Here is a 25,620-nt window from a genome sequence, read left to right on the forward strand (position 1 = left end):
CGTCCCATGCTGATCCTGGCCGGCCTGGGCCTCATCCTGGTGCTGACCGTTGCCACCGGCTACTTCGTCTCCCAGGAATTCGCGTACGTCGCTGTCGACCGGAGCCGCCTGCGGACGCTGGCCGCGGACGGCAACGCCGCCGCCGCGCGAGCGCTGAAGGTCACTGCGCGGCTGTCGTTCGTCCTGTCCGGCGCACAGGTCGGCATCACCATCACCGCGCTGCTCGCCGGGTACTTCGCCGAGCCGTATCTCGGTGAGGGGCTGGAGCGCCTGCTCGGCGCGGCCGACGTACCGGACGCGGTGAGCAGGTCGGTCTCCGTGATCCTCGCGTTGCTGCTGGCAACGATCATCCAGATGGTGCTCGGCGAGCTGGCGCCGAAGAACCTGGCGATCGCGAAGGCCGAGGCGATCGCGCTCCGGCTGGCCCGCTCGACCCTGCTGTACCTGACCGTCGCCGGTCCGCTGATCCACCTGTTCGACTCGGCGTCGAACCGGATCCTCCGCCGCGTCGGCATCGAGCCGGTCGAGGAACTGCCGCAGGGCGCGACCGCGCGGGAGCTCGACCGGATCATCGAGACGTCGTACGAGCAGGGCCTGCTGGACCAGGACACGATGCGGCTGCTCGATCGCGGCCTCGACTTCCGCGGCCGGACCGCGGGCGAGGCGATGGTCCCGCGGGTCGACGTGATCACCGTGCACCGCGAGGAGCCGCTGACCCGGATCGTCGAGCTGCAGGACACCGGGCACAGCAGGTTCCCGGTGATCGGGGCCTCGGTCGACGAGGTGATCGGTGTGGTCGCGATCGGTGAGGTGGTCGAGCTCGAGCCGGCCGACCGCGCGACGATCGCCGTCGGTTCGCTGGCGTCGCAGCCGGTCGCCGTACCGACGACCCTCCCGCTGCCCGCGGTCCTCGACCGGCTCCGGGTCGCGCGCCGGCAGCTCGCGATCGTCGTCGACGAGTACGGCGGGTTCGCGGGCATCGTGTCGCTGGAGGACATCGCCGAGGAACTGGTCGGCGAGATCCGCGACGAGGACGATCTGCCGGAGACCGGGCTCGTACAGGGCGGTGACGGGTCGTGGGTGGTGCCTGCTCGGCGGCGGGTCGACGAGGTCGCTGAGGTGACCGGCGTACGGCTTCCGGAGAGCGACGACTACGAGACGGTGTCCGGGCTGGTGATGGCGCGGCTCGGCCGGATCCCGGACGTCGGTGACTCACTCGTCATCGAGCTGCCGCACCGGATCGACCACGACGGACGGCCGGTTCCGCCCGAGTACGTGCGGCTCACGGTGCAGACCATCGAGCGCCGGGTGCCGGGCATCGTCGTGATGGAGCGAACGGCATGAGTACGACGCTTGCGCTGATCATCTCCGCCGTACTGCTGGCCTTGAACGGCTTCTTCGTCGCCGCCGAGTTCGCGTTGGTCGCGTCCAAACGGCATCGGCTCGAAGAGGCGGCCGCGTCGGGCAGCCGCTCGGCCCGGGCCGCGATCGCCGGCGTCAGCGAGCTGTCGCTGATGCTCGCGGGCGCACAGCTCGGCATCACGTTGTGCACGCTGGGCCTCGGCTCGCTGAGCGAACCGGCCGTCGCGCATCTGCTGCATCCGCTCTTTGAGCTGGCGCACATCCCGGAAGGCGTCGGGCACGTGATCGCGCTGATCATCGCGGTCGCCGGGATCGGTCTGCTGCACGTCCTGCTCGGCGAGATGGCGCCGAAGTCGTGGGCGATCAGCGACCCGGAACGTGCGGCACTCGTGCTGGCGATGCCGTTCCGCGGCTTCACTTTCGTCTTCCGCCCGCTGCTCAGCGTCCTGAACTGGATCGCCAACCTGTGCGTCCGGCTGGTCGGCGTGACGCCGCAGAACGAGATCGCCAACGCGCACGGCCCGGACGAGCTGCGGCTGCTGATCGAGTCGTCGCGCGAACACGGGACCCTCGAACAACCCGAGCACGAACTGCTGACCGCGATGCTCGCGCTGCAGAACACCACGGTCGGCCAGGTGATGACGCCGATCGCCCGGCTGTCCACGGTCCCGGCGTCCGCGTCGGCCCGCGAGGTGGAGCTGACCAGCCGCCGCGAGGGCCACTCCCGCCTCGCGGTCGTCGGGCCGCGTCCTGACGGGTCCACCGGGATCTGCGGCATCGTGCACGTCCGCGACGCGGCCCGCGTGACCACCGCCGGCGACACCGCGAGCCGCGCGTCGGACCTGATGACGCAGGCCCTAGAACTGGGCGACAACACCCCGGTGGCCAAGGCGATCCGCACCATGCGCGACGAACGCGCCCAACTGGCAGTCGTCTGCGGCGGCAACCAGGCAATCGGCGTAGTAGCCCTAGAGGACCTCCTAGAAGAGGTCATCGGCGAGTTCGACGACGAAACCGACCCCATCATCACCGCCACCCGCCCCACCCCACCCCTCTAACCCGCGCCCCGGCGTCTTTGGGCACCCACCAACCGTTTTGGGGCGCTCAGAATGGTTGGTGGGGGCACAAAGTGGTCGGGTTACGGTTGGGGTGGCGAGCGCGAGGAGGGGTTGTGGCGGTTAGGCGGCTTGGGCTTGTGGTGCATCAGGGGCGGCCGGTGGCGGTTGAGACCGCGGAGACGGTACGTCGGTGGGCGGCGGCGCACTCCATCGGGTGCACGGATATCGACGTGTGGACGGATCGGGAACGGCGTACCGGGACCGACGAGCTGCACCACGCCGGGGAGCCGGATCTCGTGGTCACGCTCGGGGGTGACGGGACGTTCCTGCGCGGTGCGCGGATTGCGGCGAAGAACAACGCCGCCGTCCTCGGGGTGGATCTCGGGAAGGTCGGCTTCCTCACCGAGGTCGCGTGCAAGGACGTCGAGGAGGCGCTCGAGGCGGTGCACCACGGCGGTGCGACGTACGAGGAACGGATGACGCTGACGATGCGGGCGTCGCGGCCGTTGGAGATCCCTGAGGGTATTGAGTCCCTGCTGCGATACGGGCACGGGCCGGCGTTGCCTCCGCCGCCGGTACGGCACGAGATGGGTGAGGGCGACGGCTGGGGGATGGCCCTCGACGTGACCGCGTTGAACGACGTCGTGGTGGAGAAGCTCGCGCGGGATCACCAGGTGGCGCTCGGGGTGTACCTGTCCGGTCGGCTGCTCGCGTCGTACTCCGCCGATGCGGTGATCGTCGCGACGCCGACCGGGTCGACGGCGTACAGCTTCGCCGCCGGCGGGCCGATCCTGTCGCCGAACACCGAGGCGATCGTGTTCACTCCGGTTGCACCGCACATGACCTTCAATCGCACGGTCGTCGCGGCGCCGGACGAGCCGATCGCGCTGCGGGTGCTGCCGCACTCGGGGCAGGCCGCGGTCAGCATCGACGGGCAGCTGCGCGGCGTCCTCGATCCGGGGGACTGGATCGGGGTGTACGGGTCGCCGCAGCGACTGCGGTTGGTACGACTGCGCCCGACGGACTTCTACGGACGGCTGCGCGACCGCTTCCACCTCACGGACGCACCCGCGACGGAGCTCGACGGACAGTCCGAACTCTTCTGGCAACCCTCGGACACACCCATACCCCCAGACCTCAAGCACCTCAGGATTCCGCAGTCGCCTGGTGACGACCGGTAGGGTCTCTCCTCATGCGAAACGTGGTGATCCTGGCGGGTGGTTCAGGGACGCGGTTGTGGCCGATGTCCAGAGACGACAGGCCGAAGCAGGTGCTGCCGCTGGCGGCGGGGCAATCGCTGCTGCGGGTGGCGTTCAATCGGCTGCGCGGACTGGTCGAGCCGGAGAACATCTACGTGTGCACGGTCGGTGCGTACACGGACGTCGTACGCAAGGAGCTGCCGGAGCTCGGCGAGCACAACATCATCGGTGAGCCGGCCCGCCGGGACACCGCGAACGCCGTTGGTCTCGCGTCCGCTGTGGTTGCGCGGAACGATCCGGATGCGGTGGTCGCGTTCGTCGGATCGGATCACCTGATCAGCCCGGAGGACAAGTTCCGAGAGGCGATCGAGCACGGGTTCGAGGTGGTCGAGGCGCGCGGCCGGTCGCTGGTGACGTTCGGGATCGAGCCGACGCACCCGCACACCGGGCTCGGGTACATCGAGCGCGGGGCGCCGATCGAGGGTACGTCGGCGTACGTCGTGGATCGCTTCCGGGAGAAGCCCGACCGGGCGACGGCCGAGGAGTACCTGGCCACCGGGCGGTTCTGGTGGAACTCCGGGATGTTCGTCTGGCAAGCCTCCACGGTGCTGAACGTGCTCGACACGCTGCTGCCGGAGTCGGCCTCGCGGCTGCGTGAGGTCGCCGCGGTCTGGGACACCCCGGAGCGGGAGGCGACGCTCGCCGAGATCTACCCGAACCTGCGCAAGATCAGCGTCGACTACGCGGTCATGGAGCCCGCGTCCCAGGGCAAGGTCGACGCGGACGTCGTCGTCGTACCGATGCCCGTGCACTGGCTGGACGTCGGCTCGTGGGCCGCGCTCGCCGACACGTACGACGCCGACCCGAACGGCAACCGCACCGACAGCGTCACCCTGAGCTGCCTGCTCGACTCCCACGACAACATCATCGTCACCGACGACCCGAACCACCTGGTCGCCACCGTAGGCCTCCGCAGCCACATCATCGTCCACACCCAGGACGTCACCATGGTCTGCCCACTATCCGACGGCGAACGCGTAAAAGACCTGGTAGCCCGAGTCCAATCCGACCACGCGAACTACATCTAGGTCCCTGCGCCGGCGTGAGCTGTGGTGCGGTGAGCGGTCGAGCGAGCGCACATGGGCGCGAATCATGAACCTGGCATAGGCGATGGGGGCTGGGGACAGGTCATGCCCTGTCTCCAGTTCCCATCCCGTGTCCCGTGTCCCGTCGACGGTGCTCCGTTGGTACGACGACCAGCACCGCGTGGTGCAAGCCACATCCGGTAACTCACACGAGAAACGCCCCCGAGGAGTGTTCCTCGGGGGCGTTCTGTTGGCTTGCTGTGCTGGGGGTCAGCCGCCGTTGGGTTCTTGGGCGTCGGTGGCTGGGTATTTCTCCATGAACTGTTTGAGGGCCTCGCCGCTGACGGAGCCGCAGAACTGGCGGTGGCCGAAGGACTTCTGGGCGGAGTCGGGGCCGCTCCAGTGCGCGAAGGCGAGGTTCTTGCCGTCCGGCCAGGCCTTGCCCTCGTCCTGCTTGAACGGTGCGGCGATGAGCTTGTTCAGCGAGCTGTCGGGCAGCTTCGACTTGGCGATCTTCTCGATCTGGTCGATCTGGTCCTTCGGCAGCGTGTCCCGGTACCAGAGGATCGTGTAGCCGTGCTCGAGGTTGTGCACGAGGTTCTCCACCGCGGGCCGGTCGCTCTCGGAGTAGAACTTCTTGTCGAACGGCGCCCAGACCGCGTAGTGCGGGCCCGAGGACGGCGGGGACACGGCGTACAGGATCTTCTCGCCGTCGGGGCGGTGGTCCTGGGTACCGCCGGCCACGTCGTTGGTGGCCGCGTCGCAGGAGGCCGCGCTCGAGGCGACACCGAAGTCGGTCAGGGCCTGGTTCTTGGTCCGGGAGTCCTGGATCAGCCTGATCGCCGGGTAGGCGATGATGGCCAGGCCGACCACGATGGAGCACACCACGATGAGGATCGTGCGGCGGCGGTCCGAAGCGACCTGCTCGCGCTGCATCTTCTCGATCATCTCGCGGCGCGACTGTTTCTGCGACGACGCTTTACCCACAGTGTTGGTCTTCCCGGATCGGGGCGGCCACCGCGCCGCCGTGCGAAGGCAGTGTACGAGGTGCCCCTGAGAAGTTGCCTAGAAAACTATCGGGACCGTGAGCCGAACGTGACCGTCGCCTCGCTGCCCGGACCCGGACGCACCGCCACGCCGTACCCCTCGGCATGCAGCAGGACAGCCAGCCGTTCCGCGACCATTCCCACGGTCACCGGCTCGTCGCCGAACACCGTGACAGCGTTGTCACCCGCCTCGAGCCGCACACCGTCAACGTCGGCCAGCAGCCCGGACCACACCACCGGATCGACTGAACGCGGCCCCGCCGGCGGTTGCCGATCGAGTACGGCGGCCCGCGCGGCCTCCCGCGTCCCCAGGCTGAACATGTCGAGCTCGGCGTCCCGCACCAGCGCCCGCGCGCCCGGCCCGTGCTCACCGACGGGCAGTACGGCGTCCTCGAGTCCACGCAGTACGGCGACCGGCACGCCGTCCGCCTTGCCCTTGACCAGTTCGCTGGCGCCTGCGATCTCGTCGGCCAGCGCCGGCTCGGTCACCGCGAGGACGTTGCCGTGACTGTCCGTCGTACCGCGCAGGTCCTCCACGACGCGGACGCCGGCGGCGCCGATCGCCAGGTCGGTCTGACCGTTGCGCCACGGGCGGCCGAGCGTGTCCGTGACGATGATGCCGACGTTGACGTCGTACCGCTCCTTCAGGGCGCTCCGCAGGTCGCGGGCCGACGCGTCGGGGTCCACCGGGAGCAGCAGGACCGTGCCGGGCGCGGTGTTGGACGTGTCCGTCCCGGCCGCGGCCATCACCAGGCCGTGCCGGGTCTGCACGATTCGCGTCTCACCGCGCTGCGCGACGACCCGCACGAGCTCGGCGTCGATCGCGTCCTGGCGGCTGCCGTGCGTCAGCCGGCCCTCCGCCTTGCTGACGATCTTCGACGTCACCGAGACGATGTCACCGTCGCGCAGGTCGGCGCCTTCGGCGATCAGCGCGGCCAGGTCGTTGCCGGCCGCCACCTCGGGCAGTCCGGTCACCGGGAAGATCTCCAGGTGCTTCCTCATCGCCGTACGGCCTCCGCGAGGGTCAGTGCCGCGTCAGCCATCGCGGCGGTTTTGGTCTCGTCCGTCATCCACAACGGCACCGCCTGCACGTGAATTCCGGCCCCGGCGATCGAATCCGCCTGGATCGCGTCGGAGGAGTCGATCAGCCAGCCGTCCAGTACGCCGCCGGACGTGCGGGAGCCGTAGTACCGGGCCACGGCCGACGCCGTGGAGGCCACACCGACGGTGGCCAGCACCTTGTCCGCCATTCCACGGACCGGACCGGTGCCGATGATCGGCGACAGCCCGATGACCGGGGCCTTCGTCTCCCGGACCGCGTCCCGGATCCCGGGGACGCCGAGGATCGTGCCGACCGACACCACCGGGTTGGACGGCGGCACGATCAGTACGTCGCAGTCCGCGATCGCCTCGAGTACGCCGGGTGCGGGCTTGGCCTTGTCCTGGCCGACGGCAACGATCTGGTGCGCGGGGATCCCGGCCTGATAACGGACCCAGTACTCCTGGAAATGAATGGCCTTGCGCCGCCCGGGCTCCTCCGGGTCGTCCACCACCACGTGGGTCTCGATCCGGTCGTCGCTCATCGGCAGCAGCCGGACCGGCAGCTTCCAGCGCGTGGACAGCGCCTCGGTGACTGCACTGAGCGTGTATCCGGCGTCCAGCATCTGGGTGCGCACCAGGTGCGTCGCCACGTCCCGGTCGCCGAGCCCGAACCAGGTCGGTTCCACGCCGTACGCCGCGAGCTCCTCCTTGATCACCCAGGTCTCGTCCTCACGGCCCCATTTCCGCTCCTCCGAGATGCCACCGCCGAGCGTGTACATCACGGTGTCGAGGTCGGGACAGACCCGCAGCCCGAACAGGGTGATGTCGTCCGCGGTGTTCCCCACGACGGTGATCTCGGCGTCCGGACGGGCCTTCAGCAGCCCGAGGAGGAAGGTGGAGCCGCCGATGCCGCCGGCCAGCACTGTCAATCGCATGGGAAGAGTCTGCCCGAGTCGTCAATGCGTCGGACCACCGCACGACTATGCTGCGGAGGGTCATCACGTCCGCACAGCTCAGTTGTACGGCCCCCCAACATCCGAGGAGCCCTCCGTGGTCACCGACGCAACCAAGAAGCTCAGAGAGCCGGTCGCGTACACCTTGCTCGCATTCGCCGGCCTGCTCGCACTGGCCTCGCTGTTCCAGTTGTTCGTCGGCGGGATCGGCTTCGTCGCCGCTTCCGGCGGCGTGCACTCCATCATTGTCCCGCCGTCCATCACCACACTGGCGCTGCTTCCCGCGCTGGTCGGTGCGGTCTGGCTGGTCAACGAAGGTGAGCGGACGCCGAACGCACGCATTGTCGTGTTGGGCGCCCTCATCGTCACCGGCCTCTTCCTGCTGATCGGCCTCGTCGCCACGTTCGCGCAGTTCAACGGCAGCGGCACGGCCGGCGAGAAGATCGTCGGTTTCATCGCCTCCCTCGGTGGCCTCGCGCTGTACGGCGGCATCGGTCTGTACGCCCTGAAGACGTTCCAGGCGCTGCCGGCGCCGGTGCGTGCGCCGAAGCCGGGCCAGTTCCAGCAGCAGGGTCAGCCGGGCCAGCAGTACGGCCAGACCGCGCCGTACGGCCAGCAGCAGGGCTACGGCCAGCAGGGCTACGACCAGGGCCAGCCGGCCCAGCAGGGTCAGTTCGGCGGCCAGTACGACCAGGGTCAGCAGTACGGCGGTTACGCGGCTGCTGGTGCTGCCGGCGCCGCAGGTGGCTACGCCGCGGGCCAGGACCAGGGCCAGGCTCAGCAGTGGCCGCAGGAGCAGGGCTGGAACCAGGGCGAGCAGCAGACCTGGTCGGCCGGCGAGGCCGAGGCCCAGCAGGCGGGTCAGCATTCCGCGCAGCACGCCGGTCAGCAGGGTGCCGAGCAGGCGTGGCCTGCCGAGGGCCAGACCGCCGAGCCGACGCAGCCGTGGAACTCCGAAGGCCAGCAGCAGTGGGGTGGCCAGGACCAGGGCCAGCCGGCTCAGCAGTGGCCGCAGGAGCAGCAGTGGGGCGGCGCTGAGGCCGGCCAGCAGCAGTGGGGTGGCCAGGAGTACGGCCAGCAGACCCCGGCAGCCCAGGAGTGGGGCCAGCAGGAGCACGGCGCCGCTGAGGGCACCCAGGAGCCGGCGGAGGCCCAGCAGGCTCAGCAGGCGTGGCAGCAGGAGCAGGCCTGGCAGGCCGAGGAGACCCCGGCCGCCGACCAGCAGCCGGGTGCCGCAGACCCGGCACCGCAGGCCGACGCCGCCGACGAGACCCGGATCGACCCGCGGGCCGAGTCGGAGAAGAACGACCAGAACCCGCAGGGTCAGCAGGGCCAGCAGGGTTGGTGGTCGCAACCTTCCTGATCAGGCAGCAGCAAGGGCGGTCTGCACCAGCAAGCCCTTACCGAACCTGCGGGAAAATCCCGGATGCACGCGGTTTGAGCCCGGGTACACAGCGCGAGAGGCCTGTATCTACAGGCCTCTCGTTCTTTTGCGGCCGTGTTGCGGATGATCCCAATAGCAGAGCACGGCTTGACTTTCGTGGATTGCAGGAATGTAATTTCAACCGTGTCGTTCGTTAGGACACTCGGTATCGGGGACCGTTGCAGAGCGCAGGACGGACGAGGTCAGGCATGTGGACCGCAAACCCACATGTACAGGGGAACGAACAGGGTCGAGGAGGTCGTACCGTGACAGAGCTGATGGCGATTGTCGACGGTGAGGCGATCGAGGAGGAGCCGAACTGGCAGGAAAGGGCGTTGTGCGCCCAGACCGATCCAGAGGCTTTCTTCCCGGAGAAGGGCGGTTCCACCCGCGAGGCCAAGAAAGTGTGCCTCGGTTGCGACGTCCGGGGCGAGTGCCTCGAGTACGCGCTGCAGAACGACGAGCGCTTCGGGATCTGGGGCGGTCTGTCGGAACGGGAACGCCGCAAGCTGAAGAAGAAGGCCGTCTGACGGCCCGAACGCAGCGAACAACTTAACGTAGGACTTCCGCGAGGCCCCGGGGCGATCACCCCCGGGGCCCGCGGCTTTCCGGACACTCCCGAGGCGGCTGTATGGTGAGTCCTCGCCGGGACCTGCGGTCACGGTGACCGTCCGCAAGCATCGAGGTGTCACAGCTCCGCATGGAACAAGAAGCCCCGGCAGGCTGGGAATTCTTCGACTCCGTCGACTTCCCGACCGATCACATCGACGACCCGATGGGTCGGCAGCGGGTCCGGCATGTCGTCACCGCGGTGGTGGTCGGGCATGAGGGCGCGGCCTGGCTGCCGCGGCTGTCCGAGGCGTTGTGGGCTCTCAACCCGCGCCCGGACCGGCTGATCGCGGTCGACACCGGATCCACCGACGAGACCGCCGAACTGCTCGCCGCGATGCCCGGCGTGGAGCCGGTCGTCAGCGTCTCCGCGCGGACCGGTTTCGGGATGGCGGTTGCCCGCGGTCTCGAGGCGCACGGCTTCGCGCCGATCCCGAGTGCCGTCGGCCCGTACGGCGACGACGGCCACATGCCCGTGGTGGAGTGGCTCTGGCTGCTGCACGACGACTGCGCGCCGGCGCCGAAGGCCCTGGAGAAGTTGTTGCTCCAGGCCACTATGGCGCCGAACACCGGTGTCTGGGGCCCGAAGCTGCGGCTCTGGCCGCGGGACCGGGAGCTGCTGGAGGTCGGCGTCACCACATCGCTCGGCGGCCGCCGCGACACCGGCATCGAGAACGGCGAGCTGGACCAGGGCCAGCACGACCAGCCGCGGAACGTCCTCGCGGTCAGCTCGGCCGGCATGCTGGTACGCCGTGACGTCTGGGAGGCGCTGCACGGGTTCGACCCGCGGCTGCCGATGTTCCGCGACGACATCGACTTCGGCTGGCGCGCCAGCCGTGCCGGCTACCAGGTCGGGGTCGCACCGGACGCGGTCGTCTACCACGCACAGGCCGCCGCGACCGGCGAGCGAGCGCTGGCAGGCACCCGTCGGCACGCGTACCAACTCGACCGCGCCCATGCGTACTACACCGTTCTCGCGAACGCTCCGAGCAAGCTCCTTCCGCTGCTGATCCTGCGGTTCCTGCTCGGCACCGTGATGCGGTCGATCTGGTTCCTGATCGGTAAGACTCCGTCCGGTGCCGTCGACGAGTGGACCGCACTGCTCGGCACCCTCCTCGCCGGTGGCTGGACGCAAGCACGCAAGAGCCGCCGAAACCTCGACCAGGTCCCGTACGACGACATCAAGGGACTGTTCTCTCGGTCCGTGCACGCATTGCGGCACAACCTGGAGGAGACGACCAGCACGATCTCCGAGCGGATCCGCGAAGCATGGGCGGACGAGCCGGAAGAACAAGTCGTCACCACCGCCCGGCGAGCCAAGTCCACTGCACGCGTAGCGGTCGATCAGCCGAGGTGGCGGCGGCAGTTGATCCGGCGGCCGTTCCTGATCGCGTGGGTCGTTCTGGCGATCGGTGCGCTGATCGCGGCCCGCGATCTGATCGGCGGCGGGGTCCTCCGGTCGAACCTGTTGCTGCCGGCGCAGGAGAACCTCTCCGCGTTGTGGCATGCAGCGGCGTCGGCCCCGCCAGGCGTGACGCCACCTGCTTGGTTGGCGCAGTTCTGGGCGTTCTCGACGGTCATGTTCGGTCCGACCGGTGCAACGAACGTCCTGCTGCTCGGTGCGGTGCCACTGGCCGGTCTGGCTGCGTGGGCGTTGCTACGGGCGTTCGTAGTCGACCGCGTGGCGCGGGCCTGGGGCGCGTCGGCGTACGGGCTGGCTGTTTTCACGAACGGTGCGATCACGCAGGGTCGAATCGGGACGTGTGTGGCGGCGATCGTGCTGCCACTGCTCGGTGCCGCTGTGCACACCGTCGCTCGACGACGGCGTGTGGTCGTTCAGGGCAGTTGGCGGGCCGCGTGGTTCGCGGGGATTTGTCTGGCGGTGCTGTTCGCGTTCACGCCGGCACTCGCTCTGCTGGTCAGCGTCATCCTGGTCTTGGGCGCAGTGCTGGGGCTCGGCTGGCGGCGGCAGGGGCGCCAGTTGGTGTTCTCGGTCGTACTGGGCCTGCTGCTCGTGCTGCCGTGGACGCTGGACCTGGTGCAGCACCCGTCGAAGCTCGGGTGGGAGGCGGGTGGTCCGCCGACCGCTGCAGTCGGTCCGGGCGACAGCCTGCCGCATCTGCTGACAGGTACGCCGGTCGGTGCGCCGGCGCCCTGGTGGTTCGCCGTACCGCTGATTCTGGTGGCTCTGGTCAGTCTGCTGCGTCAGTCGCGGCAGCGGTACGAGCTGCTCGGGTGGTTCGCCGCACTGGCCGGTCTGGCCGGGACGCTGGTTGCCAGCCGGCTCGGCGGTGGCAGCGGGCCGTTGATGTTCCTGATGACAGCCGGCTGGATCATCACCGTCGCGGTCGCCTGGGACTCTGTCGGCAAGTCCACCGAGATCATCGTCCAGGGCGTGCTCGGCATCGTCCTGCTGACCACGGTGGTGACGGCCGGCTTCTGGCTGGTGCGCGGGATGGACGGTCCGTTGTGGCGTGGTCCCGCTCAGGACCTCCCGGCGTACCTGGTCGCTTCGCAGGACCCGCCGGACAACCAGTCGATCCTGGTGGTGCGGAAGGCGCCGGAAGGCCAGATGCGGTTCTCACTGGTCAAGAACGGCGGACCGCGGATGGGGGCGCTTGAGGCGGCGCCGACCGCGGCACAGACCAAGCCGCTCACGGATGTCCTGGCGACACTCGGTGGCGGCGGTAGCGGCGAGGAGGGCCGGCAGTTGGCCGGTCTCGCGATCGACTACGTGTACCTGCCCGGTCCGGTGGACCCGACGCTGCAGTCGACGCTCGACTCGCTGCCGGGCCTCACCAGAGCCAGTGCGAACGACGGCGACGCCTCGTGGCTGGTCGACCGGTCGAAGATCAAGGGCGAGACGCCACTGGTCGACCAGACCCACACGGTCTGGCGCATCCTCGGTCTGATCGGCTGGATCCTCGCACTGATCTTCTGTCTGCCGACGGTGCGCCGTACCGTCGCCGTACCGCAGGGCACCCACGCGAGGAGGGACCGGTGAGCCGGTTGTTGTCCGACCCGCGTCTGCGGATCGGAGCCGTTGTCGTCGCCATGGCCGCACTGGCCGGGATCGGACTGGTCACTCACCCCGAGAAGGCCGACACCCGCGCGCAGGCTGCCGTCACCGAGCCGGCCCGCACGGTGGTGAACCGTACGGCGCTGTCCTGCCCGGCGCTGTCTGCCGGCGGCAAGATGGCCAGCGTGGTGAACGGAGTGTCGCCGACGCTGCCGGAAGGTACGCCGACCGCGCCGGGGACCGCCGATCCGTTGACGATCGCTCCGCTGCCGGCTACGTCGGACCCGGTCGGGTCGCTGCTGAAGCGCGGAACGATCGGTTCGAGCGCGGTGGTCGTGAAGCCGGAGCCGCTGTCCATCAAGGGCACCGGACCCCTGGCTGCGGGGACGGTCGGTACGAGTACGGCGACCGCGCAGGAAGGCGTGAACCGCGGAATGGCCAGCGTGCCGTGCCAGGTGCCCGGCTCGGACTTCTGGTTCGTCGGAGCGTCCGGTGCGAGCGACCGGCGTGACGTGCTGGTGCTGACCAACCTGGACAGCATCAACGCGGAAGTGAACGTCACCGTGTACGCGCGGAACGGTGCGCAGGACCTGCCCGCGGCCCGGGGCATCGTGGTGCCGGCACTCGGGACGTCCGAGCTGTTCCTCAAGCAGGTCGCTCCGAATCTGCGTGACATCGCCCTGCACGTGGAATCGACGGGTGGTCGGGTAGCGGCCGCCGTACGGTCCAACGCGTCGAACGGTACTCAGCCAGGCGGTGTGGACTGGCTGAACACCTCAGCGGCTCCCGCGACCAAGGTGTTCGTGCCCGCGGTCGCGCCCGGTGCCGGTCTGCGGATCCTGTCGGTCGCGAACCCCAGCGACCTGCAGGCGACCGCGAGCCTGACGGTGAACGGGCCGAACGGGCCGTTCAAGCCGGCCGGTCTGGAGACCGTGCAGATCGCGGCCGGCTCGGTGAAGACGTTCATGCTCGACGCGGTGCTGCACGGTGACGCCAGCGCGATCACCGTGACGTCGGACCAGCCGGTGACCGCGTCGGTGCGGTCCACGGACGCGAGCCGGACCGAGTTCTCGTCGATCGGGTCGGCGGAAGCGCTGACGGGTCCGGCGTACCTGGTCATACCGGCCCACAAGCAACCGGCTCTCCTGCAGGTGACAGCTCCGGGGAAGACCGGCAGCGTGAAGTTCGAGCTGCGGGACGCGGTCGGTCGGGCGCTGACCACGCGGGCGCTGGACGTGGTCGGTGGCGCGACGACGCCGATCCCGATCCCGGCACAGCCGCGGCCGACGTACCTGATGGTTCAGCAGACGCGGGGGACCGTGGTCGCGGGCGTCACGCTGATGCCGGCGGCGAAGCCTGCCGAGGACGACGTACCGCAGGTGGCCGCGTGGCCGTTGACGACGTCGCTGGTGTTCCGCGCCCAGCTGGGTGCCCAGCCGGACGTGAGCGCTGCCCTCAGGTAGTTCAGCCTTCGTTGGTGTTGGCGCCCGGGTCCTGCAGCATGCGGAGGTGGCCGCGGCGGGCTACCTCGACCGGAGCGCCCGGAGTACCGGCACCGGGCTCGCGGCGAGGCAGCGGGCGTGCTGCTTCGCGGACCGCGTTCGCCAGGGCTTCCAGGTCGTCGGAGGACGGACCAGCGGCTGCGGGGTCCGGAGCGAGCCGGATGACCTCCCAGCCATTCGGCGCGGTGAGGCGGTCGGCGTGGTCGGCGCACAGGTCGTAGCAGTGCGGCTCGGCGTACGTCGCGAGTGGACCGAGGACACAGGTCGAGTCTGCGTAGACGTAGGTGAGCGTCGATACGGCAGGCTTCTGACATCCGGCGCGCGAACAGATCCTGGCGATGCTCACGACCAGACATTACGCCCACTAGGCTGAGCGCGTGACCGAGGCTCGCCGTCATCGCAGGCACATCGACCGCCATGGGCGCGGAATGCTCGGCCCGATCAGCCGGCCGAGCAAGTTCGCGCCGCGTGGTCTGCCGCTGCAGCGGTCCGCCGCATCGCAGTTCGACGAGGTGGTCGCGATCGAGGTGACGCGGCTGGAGAAACGGCTGCCGCAGGTGGTCGCCCGGGTCGAGTTCGCCATCGAGGACGTGCCGAACCTGGAGCTGGACGCCATCGACATCCCGCTCACGCACGCCACCGGCGGTACGTCGCACGAGCCGTACCGGATCGTCGTCTTCCGGCGCCCGATCGAGCTCCGCGCCGAACGCTCCGGCGCCGGCCTGTCCTGGCTGGTCCGCTCCGCCCTGGTCCTGGAGCTGGCCGACGTCCTGGCGCTGTCCCCGGAACAGATCGACCCGGACTTCGACACCGACGAAGACTGACACACCCCTCCCCGCAGTGTTGGAAGCTGTTCCGTAGTGTGGGAAGGGGTTTGTGTCTGTCGTTGTCATCGGGAGAGGATCGTGTCTGTGAACGATCAAAAACTGCGGGTCGGTGTCGTAGGACTGGGCTTTGCCGGACGGACAGCGCTGGAGGCGTTCTCCGAACTGCCGGACGTCGAGGTGATCGGCCTGGCGGGTCTGGAGAAGGACATCCTGACCAGTCTGGGCGAGAAGCACGGCGTACCGCATCTGTACGAGAGGTGGGAGGACCTGCTCGAGACCCCGGGGCTGGAGGCGGTCAGCATCGGTACGCCGACGCAGCTGCACGCCCCGATCGCGCTGGCGGCCCTGCAGAAGGGTCTGCACGTGCTGTCCGAGAAGCCGCTGGCCAGGACCGTGGCCGAGGGCACCGCGATGGTCGAGGCCTCGAAGCAGGCCGGCCGGGTGCTGAAGGTCGTGTTCAACCACCGCGAGCGCGGTGACGTCGCGGCGCTCAAGCACCAGATCGACGAAGGCCAGCTCGGCCGGATCTACTACGCGAAGGCGCACTGGATGCGCCGCAACGGCATCCCCGGGATGGGTGGCTGGTTCACCAACCGGGAGCTGTCCGGCGGCGGGCCGCTGATCGACCTCGGCGTCCACATCCTCGACATGGCGCTGCACCTCATGGGCGAGCCGCAGGTCAGCACGGTCTCGGCGGACACGTTCGCCGAGCTCGGCCCGCGCGGCAAGGGCAGCCGCGACCCGAACGCGAACACGCTCGGATCGGCGTTCGAGGTGGAGGACCTGGCCACGGCGTACCTGCGGCTGCAGGGCGGCGGCGCGCTGCAGTTGGAGACCAGCTGGGCGACGTTCCGGGCGCCGGGCGACAACTTCGGGATCGAGCTGTTCGGGACCGACGGCGGCGCCAAGATCGAGGTGCAGAACTACACCAACGAGGACACGCTGCGGATCTTCACCGACGTCGGCGGCGTACCGGCCGAGGTGAAGCCGGCGACCGGCGCCGGGCTCGGCCACCGCGCCGTGGTGCGGGAGTTCGTCCGGATCGTCAAGAGCGGTGAGTGGGAAGGCCAGAACGGGTCCGAGGCGCTGCAGCGGACCGAGATCATCGACGCCTGCTACGCCTCGGCGAAGGCGGGACGAGAGGTTGTGCTCCATGACTGACCCAATTCGCGTCACGGTGTGGGGCGAGAACGTCCACGAGGGCCGCGACGAGTCCGTGCGCAAGGTCTACCCCGACACGATGCACGGGACGATCGCTGCCGCGCTGCGTGCCAAGCTGGGCGAGAACGTCGTCGTGCGCACGGCCACGCTGCAGGACCCGGAGCACGGCCTCACCGAGGAAGTGCTCGCCGACACCGACGTACTCACCTGGTGGGGGCACGCCGCGCACGGTGACGTCGACGACGCGATCGTCGACCGGGTGCAGCAGCACGTGCTGTCCGGGATGGGCCTGATCGCGCTGCACTCGGCGCACTTCAGCAAGATCTTCATCAAGCTGATGGGCACCACCTGCTCGCTGGACTGGCGGTCCGAGAACGACCGCGAGCTGATCTGGACCGTCGCCGCCGGGCACCCGATCGCGCAGGGTGTCCCGCACCCGCTGGTGATCGAGCGCGAGGAGATGTACGGCGAGCTGTTCGACATCCCGCAGCCGGACGAGCTGGTGTTCGTCAGCTCGTTCTCCGGCGGCGAGGTGTTCCGCTCCGGCTGCTGCTACCGCCGCGGCCAGGGCCGGGTCTTCTACTTCCGCCCCGGCGACCAGGAGTACCCGACGTACCACCAGCCCGAGGTCCAGCAGATCCTCGCCAACGCAGCCAAGTGGGCGGCCCCGACCAGCCCCCGCCAGCTGCCGACGGTCCACCACCGCAAGAACCCGGGCTGGTTCGAGAAGGCCTGAGGTCGTCAGAGGTTCCGCTGCCAGGTCAGGTGGCCTTCGTCCATGGTGGCGTGGCCGTCGGCGCCGGCTGCGACGTTGAGGTCGTGGGTCGCCATGATCACCGCGGCGCCGCGGCCGGCTTCCCGGCGGAGGAGGTCGAGGACTCGTTCACGGTTCATGCCGTCGAGTTCGCTGGTGGACTCGTCGGCGAGGATGATGCGGCCCTGCTGGGCGAGTCCACGGGCGACGGCGACGCGTTGCTGCTCGCCGCCGGACAGTTCCTCGACCAGATGGTCGCCGCTGTCCTGGAGCCCGACATCGGCCAGCGCCTGCTCGACATGCCGGTCGACCACCTCCGGGTCGGTGCGCTGGGCGAGCAGCGGCAGGCAGAGATTCTCCCGCGCAGTCAGTACTCGGGCCAGGCCGTTGCCCTGTGGGATCAGTACGACGCCGTGAGCCGCGGCGGCGGGCCGGTCGCTGATCGTGAGACCGTCCACCTCGACCTGGCCTGAGCTCGCCCGGAGCGCGCCGGCGATGGCCCACAGCAGCGAGCTCTTGCCGGCCCCGGACGGCCCGCTGACCGCGAGGACGAACCCGGGCGGAACCCGCAGGGAAACGTCCGCCACCGCGACGAGGTCGTCGTAGGCGACGGTGAGGTTGGTGACCGTGATCACGACTGACCTTCTTGCTGTACAGGGCTCAGGCGAACGTCGCCGTCGTCGGTGGTGGTGACGCGGAGCAGGGTTCCGGGCGGCAGCAACTCGGCGACGTGCGGCGGCAGCGGCATCGATCCGTCGGTGGCGACGACCGCGAACTCCTCACCGCTGCGCCCTTCGGACGCGATCCGCCCGTCGCGGATGGTGACGGTGCGGGGGAGCAGCGCAGCGACCTCGGGGTCGTGGGTGACCAGCAGCACCGTCATGCCGGTGCTGCTGTTGATCGTCGAGATCGCGGCAAGAACCTCGTCCCGGGCCCGGTGATCCAGCTGGCTCGTGGGCTCGTCGGCCAGCAGCAGGCCGGGGAACGTGGCGATCCCCACGGCCACCGCGCAGAGCTGGATCTGCCCGGGGGTCAGCGAGGGCAGCGGAGTACGGGCGTGGTCGGTCAGACCGACCAGTTCGAGGACGTCCTGCGGCGTCGGCAAGGACCGACTGCGCGACGCGGCGCGTTGTGCGTAGCGGACGTTGTCCACGGGTGACAGGTAAGGGACTAGGTTGCGCCCGGCTCCCTGCAAGACGATGCCGACGTCACGGGCGCGCATCCGGTCGAGCTCGGGGTCGGTCATCGTGGCCAGGTTGTGCTCGCCGATCTGCAGGCGCCCGGCGCTCGGCGTCAGCAGACCGCCACACAACTGCAGCAGTGTGGATTTGCCGGCGCCGGACGGGCCGAGCAGACCGACGAACTCACCGGGCCGCACGGTGATCCCGATCCCCGACAAGGCGGCGACATCATGGCCTTGGCTCCGGTAGATGTGAACCAGGCCGCTGGTGCTGATCGCCAGTCCGCTCATGACAGTTCCTCCCGAATCCGGCTGTAGCCCGCCCGCCGGTTCACGCTGGTGCCCAGCACCAGCGTTGTCGCCGTCAGCACGACGGTGCCGGCCAGCCACAGAATCACCGCTCCGGGCCAGTTGATCGCCAGGTCGAGCGGAATCGGCGACGGTTCGGAGGTTTCCGCGAAGAGCGGGAACATCGGTAGCGCGATGTGGGCGCCGACGATGCCGCAGACCGACCCGAGCAGCGCTGCCAGCGCGACCGGTCCGGTCTGTTCCCAGCGCGCGGCCCCTCCGGTCGTGCTCGCCGGTACGCCGTTGATCCGCAGACTCGCGTAGTCCTGGGCCCGGGATCGCCAGGAGCTGACGCCCATCAGCAGCAGCACGATGACCGCGAGGGCCCAGCTGGCGAGCCCGACGATCGGAGTGAGCTGGAGCGCGAGCGCGCTGGCGGAGCGCCCGTATCCGTCGATCCGGTCCGACCGCCGGTCGACGAGTGTGGGCCTGACCCCGGCCGCGGTCAGGCCGTCCATGATCGTGCCGACGTTCGCGAGCCCGTCGGCGTTGAGCCAGAGCTCGAACTCCGTCGAAGCGCGGTCGACGCCCCCGCCGACCCGGCGGGCGGTCTCCAGGTCGAGGACGGCGACCCGGTCGGTGTGGCGCGGCACCGGGATCTGAGGGTTGCTGAGCTTGGCGATCGGGATCGCGATCCCGTCGAAGCCGGGCACCGTCAGGGCCTCACCGACGGCGTCCGGGCTCACCAGCGCCGGCACCGGCGTGGGGATCGCGGCATGCTGGACGTTCAGTTCGCCGCCGAGGCTGGTCACGTCGAGCGCCAGCCCGTTCGGCGCGTTCCTGGCCGCGATGCTGCCCTGGTCGGCTCCCGCCTGCGAGCCGTTCGTCCAGTCCAGCATCCGGCTCAGTGGGATCGACTGCTGGGTGTCGGTCGCCAGACGGCTGATCACGATCTCGCCTTTGACACCGGCAGTGTCACCCACTTCGCGCGACACCCCGAGCCGGAGCAGCTGACAGGACGGCAGGCAGCCGAGAGCCGTAGTCAGCGTGACCGGACCGCCGCGACCCAGCGGTATCGGCGGGAAACGCACCAGATAGCGACCCCCGCTGCGCTGGTTGACCACCGTCGCCTGCAGCACCACCGACTTGGCCGGCTCCTCGGGCGGAGGAGCCACGTTGTCACCGGGGGGTGGCTCGTACGACGTCACCGCACCGGCGTCGGCGGTCACGGTCAGCCGCTGTCCGGTCAGCTCGATCGGTTTCGGCTCCGTGGGCGCCTGGAGCTTGCGGAAGCCCTCGGCGTCGGTGAGCCGATCGCCGCGAAAGGCGATCCGCCGGTAGCTGTCCGGCTCGATCAGCATCGCGCGCAGGCTCTCCGCGGATGGCGGACTGGTGAGCACGACGGGGGTCAGCCAGCGCCGGTCCGGATCGACCTTGTCGGCTGCCGCGGTGAAGACGCCGAGGTTGGTGGGGTCGATCGCCAGCACCGCCTCGGCGCCGGTCTCGTAGCCGGCCCGGGTGTCCCGGTTGCGATCGGCGACCGACGCCGCCTGACCGGCGAACGAGGCCAGGCCGGTCGCGACGGCGACCACGGCGACGAGCCGCGTCACGGCCGGGCGCCGGGCTACCTGCAGAGCGCCGAGCGCGAGACCGAGCCGCCCCCTGCGCAGCGCCTGCCGGCTGACCAGCCCCGCGGCAGGCAGGAGCAGGTGTGCGAACGCGAGTCCCACTGCCAGAGCGAGCAAGGTGGGGGTCAGGATGGGGAGCGGGCCTCGTCCGCCACTGGTCAGTCCGGTCACCAGTCCGGCCGATGCGACGACGATGACGGTGAGATCGATCAGGCCGATCGTGCGGTGGCGTCCGCGGAGCGGAATCCGCCGGAGCAGGCTGGAGATCGGCCGGCGGACGACGGTGCGGACCGACAGCGCGACGACCGTCAGCCCGGCCAGAGCCGCCACGGCGACGGCTGCCGGAACCGTCCACGGCATCTCCAGCGGCGCTGCTCCGCCCAGCCAGGCCGCTCGTACGACGAGGAGCATTGCGAAACCGGCCGCCGCGCCGGCCAACGTACCGAGCAGCACGGGCACACTCAGCTCGGTGGCCAGCATCCGGCCGGTCGTGCCGGCGCCCGACCCGCGTAGTCGCGAGACCCCCAGTTCCGGTCGGCGCTGGTCGACCACCGTGGCCAGCGCCAGCGCCAGCACGACCACTCCGAACAGGGCCACCTGCACCATCACCAGGGGGATGATCGTCGTGGCCTGCCGTCGCTCCGTCTGGATGCCGTCGACGACCCCGATCAGTCCTGAGCTGTTCCGCGCGTCGATGCCGCTTTCGGCGATCTGGGCTTCGAGTTGATCGGTCACCTGCCGGATCCGGTCCAGGTCGTCGGCTCGCGCGCTTCCCGGCTGCGGGCGGGTGTCCAGCGTCGAGTAGGCGTCCCAGTGCCCCGCGGAGAGGGTGGCGCGCTCGGCGAGCAGGAAGTCGCCCAGCGGGGGCTGGGAGTCGCTGGCCTGCCGCGAGTTCCCGGTCGGTCTGCGGCCGAACCAGTAGGTGGCTTCGGCGTCCGCCTGGTAGATCCCGACCACGCGGAGCGGGCTGCGCTCGGGGTTGCTGGCGGTCTGGGCCCTGAGCGTCGCCCCGACGGTCAGGCCGAAGTTCTTCGCGTCCGCTGACGATGCGGCGACCTCACCGGGGCCGCGGGGGCATCGGCCGGCGGTCAGCTCGAGTTGGGCGCAGTAGCCGTCCCGCCACACCACCCGGCCTTCGACCTTCGGTCTGTCGTTGCCGAGACCCCAGATCACTACGGCGGTCCGTCCGTACACCGGTGGGGTGAACAGCTGCTTGAGGTCAGCCGGGACGAGCTGGGCGAGGTCCTCCGGTGCGGTCGATTCGGCCGGTCCGTCGACGGCCGTCGACGGGGTCGTCTTGAGCTGCCACGCCGCGGAGTTCCACTGGTGCGTCAAAGCCTCGGTCGTGACGGTCTGTTCGACCGCCCGGGCGAACCAGGGCGCGAACGCCGCGCACGTGCCGATCAACAGGCTGATCCCGGCCAGGACCAGGCCTTGGGACCTCCGGTACCGCAGAGCCATCCACAAGAACGTCATTGGCCACCCCCCAGCCGCCGGGCCACGCCGCTCGGTGACCAAGGACCGAACATACGAAACCAGAGGTGCAGCGTCAGGACGCCGGCTGACAACGATGCCTAGTTGTTGCCTGCGGTGCGGGGATCGAGGCTGAGATACGCGTTGGTCGGCGGGCCGGATAGGGTCCGTGCATGGTTGATGTTGCGGGGATCTTCAAGGCTTATGACGTCCGGGGGGTTGTGCCGGACCAGTTCGACGAGTCGGTGGCCCGGGCGGCCGGAGCTGCGTTCGTCGAGGTCCTGGACGTGCTCGGCGGGCCCGGCGCGGTCGTGATCGGGTACGACATGCGGCCGTCCAGCCCGGCGCTGGCGGCGGCGTTCGCCGAGGGCGTGGCCGGCACCGGCGCGGACGTGATCGACATCGGCCTCGCCTCCACCGACCAGCTGTACTTCGCGTCCGGGCGGCTCGACCTGCCCGGCGCGATGTTCACCGCCAGCCACAACCCGGCGCAGTACAACGGCATCAAGATGTGCCGCGCGGGCGCTGCCCCGGTCGGCTCCGACTCGGGGCTGCGCGACATCGCCGACCTGGTCGCCAAGGCCCTGACCGAGGGCCCGGCGACCGGATCCGCCGCGGGCCACGTCACCCACAAGGACCTCCTGACCGCGTACGCCGACCACCTGCACCACCTGGTCGACCTGAGCGGCATCCGGCCGCTCACCGTGGTCGTCGACGCCGGCAACGGCATGGGCGGCCACACGGTCCCGGCCGTGTTCGCCGAGGGCCCGGTGACGATCGTCCCGATGTACTTCGAACTCGACGGCAGCTTCCCGAACCACGAGGCCAACCCGCTCGACCCGAAGAACCTGGTCGACCTGCAGGCCAAGGTCCGCGAGACCGGCGCCGACCTCGGCCTCGCCTTCGACGGCGACGCGGACCGCTGCTTCGTGGTCGACGAGAAGGGCGACCCGATCTCACCGAGCGCGATCACCGGCGCGGTCGCCGTCCGGGAGCTCGCGAAGCACCCCGGCTCGGCCGTCATCCACAACCTGATCACCTCGAAGGCCGTCCCGGAGCTGATCACCGAGCACGGCGGTACGCCGGTCCGCGCGCGCGTCGGCCACTCCTACATCAAGCAGAAGATGGCCGAGACCGACGCGGTGTTCGGCGGCGAGCACTCGGCGCACTACTACTTCCGCGACTTCTGGCGCGCCGACACCGGCATGCTGGCCGCGCTGCACGTCCTCGCCGCGCTGGGCGAGCAGGACCGGCCGGCCAGCGAGTTGTTCGCCGAGTACGAGCGGTACGTCGCGTCCGGCGAGATCAACAACAAGGTCGACGACGCGGCGGCGACCGTCGCGGCGATCGAAGATACGTATTCTGGCGTCGACGGCGTGACCGTCGACCATCTGGACGGGTTGACCGTGTCGGCGGGACAGTGGTGGTTCAACGTCCGTGCGTCGAACACGGAGCCGTTGCTGCGGCTGAACGTCGAGGCGGCGGACCGGCCGGAGATGGAACGCGTCCGCGACGAAGTACTGGCCCTGATCACCGGCGCATCGGTGGAGGAGAACTGAATGGCAGTCAATCTGGACCCGGACCTGCTGAGCATCCTGGTCTGCCCGAAATGCCGCTCGGAGTTCCGCGTGGACGACGAGGCGAACGAGCTGATCTGCACCAACGCCGCCTGCGGGCTGGCGTACCCGGTGCGTGACGACATCCCGGTGCTGCTGATCGACGAGGCCCGGGACACCAGGGAAACAGCCGCGACAGAGAGCTGACACCGAGCTGATGAGCGTCTTCGACGACACCCGGCTGGACGACCCGGCGGCACTCCGTGCGGCGGACCACCTGCTGCGTCGGCTGGCGATGGCCGGCGCGCGGGTCCGCGCCGAGCTGGAAGCATCCGCGGACGTGCTGGCCACCGTGGAATCCGACGGCTTCCGCCCCCGCGCTGTGGTGGCGGCCGGCCGGGACGCACGGCTGGTCCGAGCCGTCCTGGAGCCGGTCTGCCCGGTTCCGTTCCTCGCCTGGCCTGGTTCGGGGCTACCCGGCTGGGCAGGTCCGCTCGACCTCGTGGTCGTACTCGCCGGCGCTTCCGAGGACCTCGACGCGGTCTCGGCCACAGGCGAAGCGGTACGGCGTGGTTGCGGGCTGATGGTCGCCGCGCCCGAGGACTCGCCCGTAGCGATCGCCTCGGCCGGTTTGCGGCATGCGATCCGGCTGCCGTCCCAGTCCGACGACCAGCTGGCGTCCGCGGTCGCCGTACTGCAGGCGCTGCACCAGATGGACCTGGGGCCGGAGGTGGACCACAAGGCCGTCGCGTCGATGCTCGACGACGTTGCGATCGAGTGCTCGCCCAACAAGGACGCGACCGCGAACCAGGCCAAGGACCTCGCACTGGTGCTCGCGAACGCGTTGCCGCTGGTGTGGGGTGGTTCGGTGCTCGCAGCGCGGGCAGCGCGGCGTGTGGTCGAGGCACTGCGGCTGGCGAGTGGTCGTCCCGCTCTGGCCGCTGACGCCGGTCACCTGCTGCCGGTGCTCAACCAGCCGCCGCGGGACCTGTTCGCGGACCCGTTCGACAAGGCGGAGGAGCTGCGGCCGGCTCTGATCATTCTGGACGACGGTGTGGAGGAGTCGGGTGTCGCCGAGCACCGCCGCAAGCTGGAGCAGAAGGCGCAGGCGCACGACGTCCGCGTGCACACGGTGACGCAGGCCGACGGCACGGACATCGCCCGGTACGCCGCCCTGACCCAGCACGGCCGGTACGCCGCGGCGTACCTCGGGATCGGTCTCGGCCGCTACGGTACGGCGACCGACGACGACCCGACCGAAGCAGGGATCCCCTCGGAGGACCCAGCGTGGTAGTCCCACTCCAGAACACCATCCGCGACTACGCGTGGGGTTCGCCGACCTCCCTCCCCGAACTGCTCGGGGTACAGCCGGACGGCGAGCCGCAGGCCGAGCTGTGGATGGGCGCCCACGAGTCCGCCCCATCGGTGCTGCCGAACGGTGACACCTTGTACGACGTGGTGTCCGCCGACCCGGCCGCGGTGCTGGGCGAGGAGACGACCGAGCGGTTCGAGGGCCGGTTCCCGTTCCTCGCGAAGCTGCTTGCGGCCGCGCAGCCGTTGTCGATCCAGGCGCACCCGTCCCGGGACCAGGCGATCGACGGATACGCGCGGGACGAGGCGGCCGGGATCCCCCTGGACGCCGCGGACCGGAACTACAAGGACGCCTGGCCGAAGCCGGAGATCCTGATCGCGCTCGAACCGTTCGACGCACTGGTCGGTTTCCGGCCGCTGGCGAGCACGGTCGCGCTGCTGGATGCCTTGGGGCCGGCCGGCTTCGGCGAGCTGACCGACCTGCTGCGGGACGGCAAGCTGCGCGAGGCGTTCACCGATTTCATGAGCCGCGACCGGGACGCGATCCGTCCGCTGGTCGCCGCCCTCGGGTTCGCGATCGACACCTACACCGGTGACGCGTTCGCGTTGGAGCGCGAGACGATGTCCCGGCTGTGCGCGGATTTCCCGGACGATCCCGGCGTACTCGCCGCCCTGCTGCTGAACCGGGTGCGGTTGCAGCGGTTCGACGCGGTGTACCTGCCGGCCGGGAACGTGCACGCGTACCTGCGGGGGCTCGGGTTCGAGGTGATGGCGAACTCGGACAACGTGCTGCGCGGTGGGCTGACGAGCAAGCACGTCGACGTACCGGAGCTGGTTTCGGTGGTGGACTTCGAGCCGCTCACCGACCCGGTGCTCACCGCGACCACGGTCGCCGACGGCGTCGCGACGTACGAGACGGGCTGTGAGTACTTCGCTGTGCACCGTGTCGATCTGACCTCCGGCGAGCACACGCTGGACGGCGCCGGGCCGCGGATCGTCTGCTGCGTCGACGGGACGGTCGATGCCGCGAGCAAAGAATCTGCTGTGACGTTGTCCGCGGGGCAGTCCGCGTTCGCCTCGGGAACCGAAGGACCCTGTACCCTGCGTGGTTCCGGCACGGCGTTCGTCGTGTCCGCACGCTGATT

Annotated in this window: 22 protein-coding genes; 15 read left to right on the forward strand and 7 right to left on the reverse strand. The window is 69.8% G+C overall.

Going from position 1 to position 25,620, the window contains the following annotated elements; translation table 11 throughout:
* Positions 1 to 6 precede the first annotated feature (6 nt).
* The 4 genes from OHB24_RS19390 (at position 7) to OHB24_RS19405 (ending at position 4,707) form a co-directional block, all read left to right on the forward strand.
* On the forward strand, positions 7 to 1,344 hold the full coding sequence (locus OHB24_RS19390; protein WP_327640470.1) for a hemolysin family protein: 1,338 nt from the start codon (positions 7 to 9) through the stop codon (positions 1,342 to 1,344).
* Positions 1,341 to 2,420 (forward strand): hemolysin family protein, encoded by a 1,080-nt coding sequence (locus OHB24_RS19395; RefSeq protein ID WP_327640471.1) that lies wholly within the window; start codon positions 1,341 to 1,343, stop codon positions 2,418 to 2,420. Before OHB24_RS19390 ends, OHB24_RS19395 begins: the two co-directional genes overlap by 4 nt.
* 158 nt (positions 2,421 to 2,578) lie before the next feature.
* Positions 2,579 to 3,601, forward strand: a complete 1,023-nt coding sequence (locus OHB24_RS19400) for an NAD(+)/NADH kinase (RefSeq protein ID WP_327640472.1) — start codon at positions 2,579 to 2,581, stop codon at positions 3,599 to 3,601.
* A gap of 11 nt (positions 3,602 to 3,612) precedes the next feature.
* Positions 3,613 to 4,707, forward strand: coding sequence for a mannose-1-phosphate guanylyltransferase (locus OHB24_RS19405; RefSeq protein ID WP_327640473.1), 1,095 nt, complete (start codon positions 3,613 to 3,615; stop codon positions 4,705 to 4,707).
* A gap of 267 nt (positions 4,708 to 4,974) precedes the next feature.
* On the opposite strand, the gene OHB24_RS19410 is transcribed toward OHB24_RS19405, so the two are convergent.
* The 3 genes from OHB24_RS19410 to cofD form a co-directional block, all read right to left on the reverse strand.
* Positions 4,975 to 5,691 carry a DUF3105 domain-containing protein gene (locus OHB24_RS19410; RefSeq protein WP_327640474.1) on the reverse strand — a complete coding sequence of 239 codons (717 nt, stop codon included), beginning with the start codon at positions 5,689 to 5,691 and terminating at the stop codon, positions 4,975 to 4,977.
* A gap of 86 nt (positions 5,692 to 5,777) precedes the next feature.
* Complete coding sequence (locus OHB24_RS19415; protein ID WP_327640475.1) at positions 5,778 to 6,752, reverse strand: coenzyme F420-0:L-glutamate ligase; 975 nt, start codon at positions 6,750 to 6,752, stop codon at positions 5,778 to 5,780.
* Complete coding sequence (gene cofD, locus OHB24_RS19420) at positions 6,749 to 7,726, reverse strand: 2-phospho-L-lactate transferase (protein ID WP_327640476.1); 978 nt, start codon at positions 7,724 to 7,726, stop codon at positions 6,749 to 6,751. The genes OHB24_RS19415 and cofD overlap by 4 nt, the downstream gene beginning before the upstream one ends.
* Positions 7,727 to 7,841: 115 nt before the next feature.
* Here cofD and OHB24_RS19425 point away from each other — a divergent pair, with 115 nt between their 5' ends.
* The 4 genes from OHB24_RS19425 (at position 7,842) to OHB24_RS19440 (ending at position 14,258) form a co-directional block, all read left to right on the forward strand.
* A complete protein-coding gene (locus tag OHB24_RS19425) occupies positions 7,842 to 9,107 on the forward strand; it encodes a hypothetical protein (RefSeq protein ID WP_327640477.1) in 1,266 nt (421 codons plus the stop codon).
* Positions 9,108 to 9,445: 338 nt separating this feature from the next.
* On the forward strand, positions 9,446 to 9,697 hold the full coding sequence (locus tag OHB24_RS19430) for a WhiB family transcriptional regulator (RefSeq protein ID WP_020389877.1): 252 nt from the start codon (positions 9,446 to 9,448) through the stop codon (positions 9,695 to 9,697).
* 170 nt (positions 9,698 to 9,867) lie between these two features.
* Positions 9,868 to 12,780 (forward strand): glycosyltransferase family 2 protein, encoded by a 2,913-nt coding sequence (locus OHB24_RS19435; RefSeq protein WP_327640478.1) that lies wholly within the window; start codon positions 9,868 to 9,870, stop codon positions 12,778 to 12,780.
* Complete coding sequence (locus tag OHB24_RS19440) at positions 12,777 to 14,258, forward strand: DUF5719 family protein (RefSeq protein WP_327640479.1); 1,482 nt, start codon at positions 12,777 to 12,779, stop codon at positions 14,256 to 14,258. The genes OHB24_RS19435 and OHB24_RS19440 overlap by 4 nt, the downstream gene beginning before the upstream one ends.
* Position 14,259: 1 nt before the next feature.
* Here OHB24_RS19440 and OHB24_RS19445 read toward each other — a convergent pair whose 3' ends face one another.
* Positions 14,260 to 14,643, reverse strand: a complete 384-nt coding sequence (locus tag OHB24_RS19445) for a DUF3499 domain-containing protein (RefSeq protein ID WP_130382495.1) — start codon at positions 14,641 to 14,643, stop codon at positions 14,260 to 14,262.
* A gap of 31 nt (positions 14,644 to 14,674) precedes the next feature.
* On the opposite strand from OHB24_RS19445, the gene OHB24_RS19450 reads away from it, so the two are divergent.
* From OHB24_RS19450 to OHB24_RS19460, 3 genes are all read left to right on the forward strand, one after another.
* Positions 14,675 to 15,121, forward strand: a complete 447-nt coding sequence (locus tag OHB24_RS19450; RefSeq protein WP_327640480.1) for a metallopeptidase family protein — start codon at positions 14,675 to 14,677, stop codon at positions 15,119 to 15,121.
* An 87-nt stretch (positions 15,122 to 15,208) separates the two neighbouring features.
* Positions 15,209 to 16,285 (forward strand): Gfo/Idh/MocA family protein, encoded by a 1,077-nt coding sequence (locus OHB24_RS19455; RefSeq protein WP_327640481.1) that lies wholly within the window; start codon positions 15,209 to 15,211, stop codon positions 16,283 to 16,285.
* A complete protein-coding gene (locus OHB24_RS19460) occupies positions 16,278 to 17,021 on the forward strand; it encodes a ThuA domain-containing protein (RefSeq protein WP_327640482.1) in 744 nt (247 codons plus the stop codon). Before OHB24_RS19455 ends, OHB24_RS19460 begins: the two co-directional genes overlap by 8 nt.
* A gap of 5 nt (positions 17,022 to 17,026) precedes the next feature.
* On the opposite strand, the gene OHB24_RS19465 is transcribed toward OHB24_RS19460, so the two are convergent.
* From OHB24_RS19465 to OHB24_RS19475, 3 genes are read right to left on the reverse strand one after another with little or no spacing between them, the layout of a single operon-like run.
* A complete protein-coding gene (locus OHB24_RS19465) occupies positions 17,027 to 17,674 on the reverse strand; it encodes an ABC transporter ATP-binding protein (protein WP_327640483.1) in 648 nt (215 codons plus the stop codon).
* Positions 17,671 to 18,510 (reverse strand): ABC transporter ATP-binding protein, encoded by an 840-nt coding sequence (locus OHB24_RS19470; RefSeq protein ID WP_327640484.1) that lies wholly within the window; start codon positions 18,508 to 18,510, stop codon positions 17,671 to 17,673. The genes OHB24_RS19465 and OHB24_RS19470 overlap by 4 nt, the downstream gene beginning before the upstream one ends.
* Positions 18,507 to 21,611, reverse strand: a complete 3,105-nt coding sequence (locus OHB24_RS19475; protein WP_327640485.1) for an FtsX-like permease family protein — start codon at positions 21,609 to 21,611, stop codon at positions 18,507 to 18,509. Before OHB24_RS19475 ends, OHB24_RS19470 begins: the two co-directional genes overlap by 4 nt.
* Before the next feature lie 170 nt (positions 21,612 to 21,781).
* On the opposite strand from OHB24_RS19475, the gene OHB24_RS19480 reads away from it, so the two are divergent.
* The 4 genes from OHB24_RS19480 to manA are packed head-to-tail and all read left to right on the forward strand — an operon-like array spanning position 21,782 to position 25,618.
* Positions 21,782 to 23,167 carry a phosphomannomutase/phosphoglucomutase gene (locus OHB24_RS19480; RefSeq protein ID WP_327640486.1) on the forward strand — a complete coding sequence of 462 codons (1,386 nt, stop codon included), beginning with the start codon at positions 21,782 to 21,784 and terminating at the stop codon, positions 23,165 to 23,167.
* Entirely contained in the window at positions 23,168 to 23,371 is a 204-nt protein-coding gene (locus tag OHB24_RS19485) for a Trm112 family protein (protein WP_130382481.1), read from the forward strand. It begins immediately after the preceding gene.
* A gap of 10 nt (positions 23,372 to 23,381) precedes the next feature.
* The gene (locus OHB24_RS19490; protein ID WP_327640487.1) at positions 23,382 to 24,458 is read left to right on the forward strand and encodes an SIS domain-containing protein; all 1,077 of its coding nucleotides are present in this window, start codon (positions 23,382 to 23,384) and stop codon (positions 24,456 to 24,458) included.
* Positions 24,452 to 25,618 carry a mannose-6-phosphate isomerase, class I gene (gene manA, locus OHB24_RS19495; protein ID WP_327640488.1) on the forward strand — a complete coding sequence of 389 codons (1,167 nt, stop codon included), beginning with the start codon at positions 24,452 to 24,454 and terminating at the stop codon, positions 25,616 to 25,618. The genes OHB24_RS19490 and manA overlap by 7 nt, the downstream gene beginning before the upstream one ends.
* The last annotated feature ends 2 nt before the right edge of the window (positions 25,619 to 25,620 follow it).

The sequence above is a fragment of the Kribbella sp. NBC_00482 genome (assembly GCF_036013725.1).
Taxonomy (GTDB): Bacteria; Actinomycetota; Actinomycetes; order Propionibacteriales; family Kribbellaceae; genus Kribbella.

Excerpts from the sequence above, each read along its gene's own strand:
- OHB24_RS19395 (WP_327640471.1), top strand. The coding sequence starts at position 1,341 with ATGAGTACGACGCTTGCGCTGATCATCTCCGCCGTACTGCTGGCCTTG.
- OHB24_RS19470 (WP_327640484.1), bottom strand. The coding sequence starts at position 18,510 with ATGAGCGGACTGGCGATCAGCACCAGCGGCCTGGTTCACATCTACCGG.
- OHB24_RS19485 (WP_130382481.1), top strand. The coding sequence starts at position 23,168 with ATGGCAGTCAATCTGGACCCGGACCTGCTGAGCATCCTGGTCTGCCCG.
- OHB24_RS19490 (WP_327640487.1), top strand. The coding sequence starts at position 23,382 with ATGAGCGTCTTCGACGACACCCGGCTGGACGACCCGGCGGCACTCCGT.
- OHB24_RS19480 (WP_327640486.1), top strand. The coding sequence starts at position 21,782 with ATGGTTGATGTTGCGGGGATCTTCAAGGCTTATGACGTCCGGGGGGTT.
- OHB24_RS19415 (WP_327640475.1), bottom strand. The coding sequence starts at position 6,752 with ATGAGGAAGCACCTGGAGATCTTCCCGGTGACCGGACTGCCCGAGGTG.
- OHB24_RS19390 (WP_327640470.1), top strand. The coding sequence starts at position 7 with ATGCTGATCCTGGCCGGCCTGGGCCTCATCCTGGTGCTGACCGTTGCC.
- OHB24_RS19435 (WP_327640478.1), top strand. The coding sequence starts at position 9,868 with ATGGAACAAGAAGCCCCGGCAGGCTGGGAATTCTTCGACTCCGTCGAC.
- OHB24_RS19475 (WP_327640485.1), bottom strand. The coding sequence starts at position 21,611 with ATGACGTTCTTGTGGATGGCTCTGCGGTACCGGAGGTCCCAAGGCCTG.
- OHB24_RS19430 (WP_020389877.1), top strand. The coding sequence starts at position 9,446 with ATGGCGATTGTCGACGGTGAGGCGATCGAGGAGGAGCCGAACTGGCAG.
- cofD (WP_327640476.1), bottom strand. The coding sequence starts at position 7,726 with ATGCGATTGACAGTGCTGGCCGGCGGCATCGGCGGCTCCACCTTCCTC.
- OHB24_RS19405 (WP_327640473.1), top strand. The coding sequence starts at position 3,613 with ATGCGAAACGTGGTGATCCTGGCGGGTGGTTCAGGGACGCGGTTGTGG.
- OHB24_RS19460 (WP_327640482.1), top strand. The coding sequence starts at position 16,278 with ATGACTGACCCAATTCGCGTCACGGTGTGGGGCGAGAACGTCCACGAG.